Here is a 7486-nt window from a genome sequence, read left to right as displayed (position 1 = left end):
GACGCTCCAGGATGATCGGGGCCGACTGCCTCTCCTCACGCCGATGAGTGAAGTGGCCGGACGCATGAGCATTCAGGAAGGGGCCAAATACCTGGAACGCCCGCAAATGGGTCGCGGAGTTTTGCTGGGTGGCGTGACAGGGGTGGCGCCCGGCCGGGTGGTGATCCTGGGAGGTGGGGTGGTTGGTTCCAATGCCGCGAGAATGGCCGCGGGATTGGGCGCCTCCGTCGCCGTTCTTGACATTAATCTGGATCGACTCCGTTACCTGAGCGATGTCCTGCCGCCCAATTGCGCTGTGCTTTTCAGCGATCGGCACACAATCCGTGAGCAGATCCGTCAGGCCGATCTGATCATCGGAGCAGTCCTTATTCCCGGTGCCCGCGCCCCGCGATTGATCCAGGAGGAAGACCTCCAGCGGATACCACCGGGCTGCGTCATCGTGGATGTGGCGATCGATCAGGGGGGGTGTTGTGCCACCAGTCGGCCGACGACGCATGCCCAGCCGATTTATCTCGTCAATGACATCGTCCATTATTGCGTCACCAACATTCCGGGAGCGGTTCCGCGGACGAGTACTCCCGCCCTGTGTCACGCCACGCTTCCCTGGGTAAAACGGCTGGCGGATTTGGGCGTGGAACGGGCGGCGCAGGAATTCCGAGAGCTTGCCCGCGCCGTCAACATTTATCGGGGAGAAATCACACACCCCAATGTGGCGCAGGCTTTCGACCTGCCGTACAACCGTCGTTTCCTTTAGTCGCCTGTGTTGAACGTTTCCTGACCGCTTGCAAGTCACATGGCATCGCGCACAGAAAAATCGCCCTCCCCTTTCCCCTCCCGACTGGTTGCCGTGGGAGTCGGTTCCAATGTCGAAGATGCGGAGGAGATTCTCCGCGCTGCTTTGAAGTGCCTGGCGGAGCAGGAATTTCTGGAAGTGGAGGCAGTCAGCCGACTGCGTCGGACACGCCCCATCGGCGGTCCTGCCCGGCAACTTCCTTACGTGAACGCCGTTGCTCTCCTGCGGACCGCGCTGTCCCCTCAGGCCCTCTGGGATGCATTGCGTGCTGTGGAAGAACGGTTTGGACGAACCCGCCATACCCGGTGGGGGCCCCGCAGTCTTGATCTCGATATTCTTCTCGACGAGGCCGGGCCGGTGTGTGAGGACGGTCTTTATATCCCCCATCCCCGATTGGCCGCCAGAAGATTCTTCCTGGAATCTCTGGCCGAGCTCCGTCCCCAGTGCTGGCACTTTTGGAGTGGACTGAGCGTCGGCCGAATTCTCAACATTCTCCGCGAAGCTCCCCGCTGGATCATCGTCATTCCCGAGACCTTTCCTGGAACCCGATCGGTCAACTCTCCGGCTGGTGTTGCGATGGGGGCATCTGAGCGCGAGGCCGATTCGCCCTCGCTTCCAGAGAGGGAGAATCTCGACGAGCAGGGAAACTTTCTGACACGCCTTACGGCCGACAGTCCTTTGACAGTGTTGCCCACCGACCTTCCGTTCGGCCTTCTGCAGCGGCTGGGGGTTGAAACCGTGGACGAAGACCAGGCTATCTCGTGGTGGAAAGAGCTGGAGGAGCAGCTTCGGCAAGGGCAAAGCGTGGTGACCGGGCTGCCGCCGACAAGGCTCACCTGGCACCGTCGCGTTCGATCACGGTCACCGCAAACGTCTCCAAATCCTTCTGAAGATTTACTCGGCGTGACGCCTCCAAAACGGAGTTCGCGTGTCAACCGAGATTCGCCGGAACGGGGGGTTGTGCTTCGGCCGAGGCTCGTGATCTTGGGGCCACTCGCGGCTCGGTGGGAGTTCTGGGATTCTGACTGCCCGCGGGAACACACGGCGTCTTTCGACCGCGAAAACGGCTTCCTCCATCAGGCAATTCTGGCACGAGTCCGGCAAGGATCGCCGGTCGTGCTTGTGGAAACCTCCAACCCGGACGAGTGGCCGGCCCACATCCATGCCGCGCTGGAAGCCACCGAAGAACCCGGCACACCGCTGCCGTAACGATCCTGCTTTCCAGGTTTCGATCGAAAACATTCTGAAAATCGCCCTATTGAGGGACCTGTCTTCACCTCTTAATGGGCCGGCGATAATTAGGGATAATGAAGATCAGCGTTCTGCTTAGGCAGCGCCGCTTAAACCTCGGGGACAAGGTATTAGAGATCGCTCTGAAAAAAAGCGGCTGGATTACCCAGCTCAGCGATCACGCAGGCCGATGGAGGATGGCGATTTGCCGGTGAAGCTTTCGGTAGGCAGCGGTCTGTCGCCACCCTCTAAAAACATCGGGAGTAGGCTATGGCAATGCCCAAAGTTATTCGCTCCGCCCAGGAAATGCAATCCCGAAGCCGGCAACTGCGTCAGGCCGGGCGGAGGATCGGTTTTGTTCCCACCATGGGAGCGCTCCACGAGGGCCATCTCAGTCTGGTCCGCGCGGCAAAACGAGAATGCGATGAGGTCGTCGTTTCGATCTATGTGAATCCCACGCAATTTGGGCGAGGCGAGGATTTCGATCGCTATCCCCGTAATCTGGACAAAGATCTGCAACTTTTGGCCGAGCTCGACGTTCCCTGGGTCTTCGCCCCCACAGACAGCGACATGTATCCCGCCGGTTTTGATACCTGGGTGGAGGTGGGGCGCCTTGCACAGCCCTGGGAGGGGGCCTTTCGGCCGGGCCATTTCCGTGGGGTGGCCACGGTTGTCCTCAAACTTTTTCACCTCGTTGAACCCGACATTGCCTATTTCGGCGAAAAAGACTATCAGCAGCTTCTGGTCGTGCGGCAAATGGTTCGGGACCTGAATCTCGCTGTGGAGATTCGGGCGTGTCCCACAGTCCGCGAGCCGGACGGTCTTGCGATGAGCTCCCGCAATCAATACCTCAGCCCGAGAGAACGGCAGGACGCCCTGGTCCTTTATCGCAGCCTGTGTCTGGCCCAGGAACGCGTCAGCGCCGGGGAGAAGGATGCCCGCGCGATCACCAATGCCATGCGGGAGTTAATCGGCAGCGTGCCGTATGCCCAAATCGATTATGTGGCCCTGGTGGATCCCGAGACGCTGGAAGAGGTGCTGACCATCGATCGGCCGGTGCAGGCTCTGCTTGCGGTGCGCCTCGGTTCCACCCGGTTGATCGACAACATGCGGATCGTGCCCCCATCTGGATGATTCCGTCACAGCGTCCATCAGCACTGGGACTTTCAAAGCGCCGAAGCAACCAGAAACGCCCCGAATTCCCGACTCCGACCAGACATGACAGGCATAGCGAAGTGAACTCATGTGGCGGACACTGTTTTATATTCCGGAACGCGTCGGCTCGGTGCCCCTGTTCGGCCTGGGATTGCTCTTCTGGTTGTGGATCGCGTGGACCGGGCTTTCCCTGATCTGGACACTGCGTCGGCACGGCTGGACAGGTGAATTCTGGAATGCCGTCGTCGTGCACGGGATCGTGGCGGTTGTTATTGCGTTTCTTCTGCCTCGCCTGTGCGTGGATATTCCGGGCGTTTACGACGCGGCGGGCCGTCCTCTCCGCGGGCTTCCCGTCCGCGGCTATGGGACGATGCTCCTGGTGGCTGTGCTGGCATCGGTGGGCCTGGCCATTCTGAGAGCCAAAAAACGCGGGTTCTCCGCAGAGTGGGTGGCCAACCTCGCGCTGTGGTGCATTATTCCCGGAATTATTGGCGCTCGGCTATTTCATGTCATTGAATACTGGCCTGTTCACTACGGGCCTGTCTGGCGAACGCAGGGACCGGTGGCTGGGCTGACTGCCGTGCTCAATGTGACCCAGGGCGGCCTGGTCGTGTATGGGTCGCTGCTGGGGGGACTGGCCGGGATCGCCTTTTATGCCTGGCAGCAGAAGGTCAGGTTGCTGGCAATCTTCGATCTTCTGGCACCCTGCTTCCTGCTGGGATTGGCGTTCGGACGCATCGGGTGTTTTCTCAATGGCTGCTGTTTTGGCGGCGTATGCGAATTACCGTGGTCGGTGCAGTTCCCGGCCGGGTCCTTCGCCTTTCTCAACCAGGTGGAGCATGGCCAACTGACCCTTTACGGGATTCGATTTCATGAAGATCCCCGGGATCCCGATCGTCTGCCGATCATTGTGGAGGTGGTGCCCGGGTCAGCGGCTTCTCGGGCGGGGGTCAAGCCCGGCCAGCACATCGCGGTCGTCAACGGAAGGCAGCTTACCAGTCACGGAGGGCAGTCCCCCACCGCCGTTCTCGTCGAAGAGCTGGTGGCCGCCAGTGGGAATCCTGTCCTCATCGAGGGGGGACGGGGCTGCGTCTGCACTGCCGGGGGAGTGGCGCCATCGTCGGTCCAGCATCGGGCGGTTTCCGGCCATTCTTCCTGGACCAACACGGATTCCGTCTTCGTGCATATCCAAACGCGGGAAGGGGGTGACTACGCCTGGGAATCGCGGAACGAAATTCCATCCCACAGCCGTTTCGTCCATCCCAGTCAGCTTTACAGCGCCTTCAACGCCCTCATTCTGTGTTTGTTTCTTTTGGCCTATGAACCCTTTGCTCGAAGTGACGGGGAATTGTGGGCCTGGTTCTTGACACTCTATCCCATGACGCGTTTTATCCTGGAGATCATCCGGGCAGACGAACCGGGCAGCTACTGGGGCCTGACGATCGCCCAGGTGGTGAGCATCCTGCTGTTCGCCCTGGGAATCCTCACGTGGTTGTACGTGTTCTGGCAGCGACGTCATCTGCCCCCAGCGGAACAAACCAATTAGGATAGAAGGATGTTTCCCCATTTACGGGAGGGCAAGCTGTGGACACACTGGGGCTCTCCCGGGCTGGGATATCTGCGGCCTTTGTTGCCGCAGAAGGGTTGATCCACGGTTGAAGAGATAGGTTCGGAAGAGTTTAAAGACCATGTCGGCATCCGACTCTCGCAGTATCATTTGTGTCAGTATCGCCCGCGGGCGCCATCGCCATGTCATTGCAGAGCACCACTATCTCGCTGAACAGGGCGTGAAACTGGTTGAAATTCGGCTTGACTATATCAACGGGCCCGTCAATGTGAAGCGGCTCCTCAACGAACGCCCGTGCCCTGTTATCATGACCTGCCGCCGAGAGCGCGATGGAGGACGGTTTCGGGGGACCGAACAGGAGCGGCAGCTCATTCTTCGCACGGCCATTGCCGAAGGTGTGGACTACATCGATCTTGAGGAGGATATTGCGGCCTCGATTCCCCGGTACGGTCAAACCAAGCGTATCATCAGCTACCACAATTTTCACGAAACGCCGGAGAATCTCCAGGCCCTTTACGACCGTATGGTCACGCTCGACCCGGATATCATCAAGATCGCCACGGTGGCCAACCATCCCCAGGATAACCTTCGCATGTTCCAGCTTGTGGCGCAGAGCCGGATTCCCACCGTTGGCCTGTGCATGGGGGATATCGGAATCCCCTCACGGATTCTGGCAGGGAAGTTCGGGGCACCGTTCAGCTATGCGGCGTTCCACTCAGAGCGGACGCTGGCCCCCGGGCAGCTCAGCTTTGAAGAAATGCGCGATGTCTACCGCTACGAAAGCATTCGGCCGGACACAGAGGTCTACGGCGTGATCGCCGATCCTGTCGGGCACAGTCTCAGCCCGCTTATCCACAACGCGGCGTTCCACCGCCTGGGCCTGAACAAAGTGTACATTCCCATCCGCGTGCCGAGAGAGGATTTGTCCGAGTTCATCGACCAGGCCCCACAATGGGGGATTAAGGGGTTGAGTGTGACGATACCCCACAAAGAGGCGATTCTGGCCAAACTCACCAAGGCCGACAGCATCGTCCGTGGGATTGGGGCTGCCAATACGGTGATCTTCGAGGGGAATGAGCGTCTCGGCTATAACACCGACTGTCGGGCGGCGTTGGAGGCCATCGAAACGGCCCTGGGAGTCTCTCCCAAGGACGCGACTCCGCTGAAGGGAAAACACGCGCTGGTTCTGGGGGCGGGTGGTGCCGGGAAGGCCGTCGCTTATGGTCTGCTGCGGGCGGGTGCGACGGTTACCCTCACCGACGGCGACGAGGAAAAGGCCCGCCTCCTTGCCGAGAAGCTCGATTGCCCCTACGTCAAATGGGAAGACCGCCACTCGGTGGCCTGCGATATCCTGGCCAACTGCACACCCGTCGGCATGCACCCGAATGTGGACGAAACCCCGTTCGATCCCAAGTACCTCCGCAGTCACATGCTCGTTTTTGATGCCGTTTACAACCCCGAGAACACGCTTTTGATCAAGGATGCGCGGGCGAGAAACTGCAAGGTGGTCACCGGCGTGGAGATGTTCGTCCGGCAGGCGTGCATGCAGTTCAAGCTCTTCACGGGACTGGACGCTCCCGCCGACCTCATGCGGGAAGTGCTCAAACGTGCGACCTCCGCGGCGAAATGGTGACCAAGTCGGCGGCAAGGGGATTTGGAGGGAAATTCCCCCAAAAGCGATGCCCGGATAACCGCCGAGCCGTTCCCCGTTTTGTAGGGATCCACGCCAAGCCACGGGCACACGGTGTGGTGTAGGGGCAATTCATGAATGGCCCCTACAACTGAACCCGTACCTGAACTAAACCCCCAGGTTGAATCTCACTCCCGCGCGAACCCGTGTAGACGCCCGCGCCCCCATCGGCAGAGAAAAAGGGGATGGGTCAGGAGTAACCCGGCATCGTCACGACGCTGCGATGGCGGTATACTTTGTTTTTCCAGCCCATTTTGGGCCGATCGGCGACAGGGAAGGCGTGGTCGCGGAATCGGCCCGGAGCGATCCCCAACCCGGTCATATTCCACTTTGAGAAAAAGGAGCGTGTCCAGGCAATGATTACACCCGCGGATATCGAAAGATTGCGCAAAGGCATCGGCGAACATGCGGAACCCGTGCTGTCCCTGTATTGTGACGTCAATCCTGCGAAACCGGAGAATGCAGGCCGGGCGTGGATCAAACGCTGTAAAAACAGCCTGAGCGAAATTCCGGACTTGCGTATCCCCAAAAAACGGGCCAAAACCCTTTATGACGAGATCCTTACGCTCCTCGATCTGTCCGTTCCGGAGGCGAAAACCATGGCCCTTTTCGCCGCCGAAGATGAACACGGAAAGCTCACGACCGAGCGGTTCGACCTCCAGGTAGAGCTTCCTGTTGTGGATTTAGCCCATGGACGGGTGGAGGTTCGCTGGGGTAAACCCTACATCACGCCTCTGGTTTTCGCTTTTGACGAGTACGAGCGGGCGGGCGTCCTCCATCTGCGGCGTTCGCAATGGCGATTCTATGAGATTTTCCTGGGCGAAGTTCGCGAGGACACCCAGATCTTCGCGGAGATCACGCCCAACGAGTGGAAAGAACTGGCCGATTATCGCAGGGTCCTGGAAGGCGGGTTATTGCGGGCAAAGTCGGTCCGGGATCAGGACAAATACCGGGCGAAGCTGCAAACCTGGGCCCGAAATTTCTACTCCAAGCTGGCCCGACTGCTCGAACAATGCATTCTCCGGCTGGATGTGAATCGACTCGTTCTGAT

6 protein-coding genes are annotated in these 7486 nt (G+C 59.6%); all 6 read left to right on the top strand.

Going from position 1 to position 7486, the window contains the following annotated elements; all coding sequences use genetic code 11:
• The coding region (locus tag H5U08_RS06530) for an alanine dehydrogenase (protein ID WP_297031438.1) at positions 1-754 on the top strand (754 nt) is incomplete at its 5' end.
• A gap of 39 nt (positions 755-793) precedes the next feature.
• The gene (gene folK / locus H5U08_RS06525) at positions 794-2002 is read left to right on the top strand and encodes a 2-amino-4-hydroxy-6-hydroxymethyldihydropteridine diphosphokinase (RefSeq protein ID WP_297031436.1); all 1209 of its coding nucleotides are present in this window, start codon (positions 794-796) and stop codon (positions 2000-2002) included.
• Between the two features lie 291 nt (positions 2003-2293).
• Positions 2294-3157, top strand: coding sequence for a pantoate--beta-alanine ligase (panC, locus tag H5U08_RS06520; protein WP_297031435.1), 864 nt, complete (start codon positions 2294-2296; stop codon positions 3155-3157).
• Between the two features lie 109 nt (positions 3158-3266).
• Complete coding sequence (locus tag H5U08_RS06515) at positions 3267-4724, top strand: prolipoprotein diacylglyceryl transferase family protein (protein ID WP_297031433.1); 1458 nt, start codon at positions 3267-3269, stop codon at positions 4722-4724.
• Positions 4725-4866: 142 nt separating this feature from the next.
• The gene (aroE, locus tag H5U08_RS06510) at positions 4867-6378 is read left to right on the top strand and encodes a shikimate dehydrogenase (protein ID WP_297031431.1); all 1512 of its coding nucleotides are present in this window, start codon (positions 4867-4869) and stop codon (positions 6376-6378) included.
• Between the two features lie 413 nt (positions 6379-6791).
• The coding region (locus H5U08_RS06505) for a VLRF1 family aeRF1-type release factor (RefSeq protein WP_297031429.1) at positions 6792-7486 on the top strand (695 nt) is incomplete at its 3' end.

The organism is Thermogutta sp. (assembly GCF_014359955.1).
Lineage (GTDB): Bacteria > Planctomycetota > Planctomycetia > Pirellulales > Thermoguttaceae > Thermogutta.
This window is presented reverse-complemented; position numbering and strand designations above follow the sequence as displayed.